Annotated in this window: 1 protein-coding gene; it reads right to left on the reverse strand. The window is 67.4% G+C overall.

Annotated elements, in window-relative coordinates; all coding sequences use genetic code 11:
• Positions 1–273: AsmA family protein (locus EN862_RS35870; RefSeq protein ID WP_245519835.1), on the reverse strand; the 273-nt coding region annotated here is incomplete at its 3' end.
• Positions 274–282: the final 9 nt, after the last annotated feature.

Genomic DNA, 282 nt, shown 5'->3' on the forward strand with positions numbered 1-282 from the left:
CTTCGGACGCACCAGCCGCATGTCGAAGATCAGCACCTCGCCGCGCAGGAAGGGGGCCAGCTCCGCATCCATCGAGAAGGTCTCGACGGTCATTGCCGGCTGGCCTTCGGGACCGCCGGCAACCGAAACATTGGAGAAGGTCACCGAAGGAAACGGCAGCAGCCTGGCCGTCGCATCGCCCTCGACGGTGACCTTGCGGCCGAGGATGGCGCTCGCCTCGCGCTCGAAATCGGCGCGGTAGCGCGCCCAGTCGAGAAAATACGGCACCACCAGCGCCCCGCC

The sequence above is a fragment of the Mesorhizobium sp. M2E.F.Ca.ET.219.01.1.1 genome, from assembly GCF_004016445.2.
Classification (GTDB): Bacteria; Pseudomonadota; Alphaproteobacteria; order Rhizobiales; family Rhizobiaceae; genus Mesorhizobium.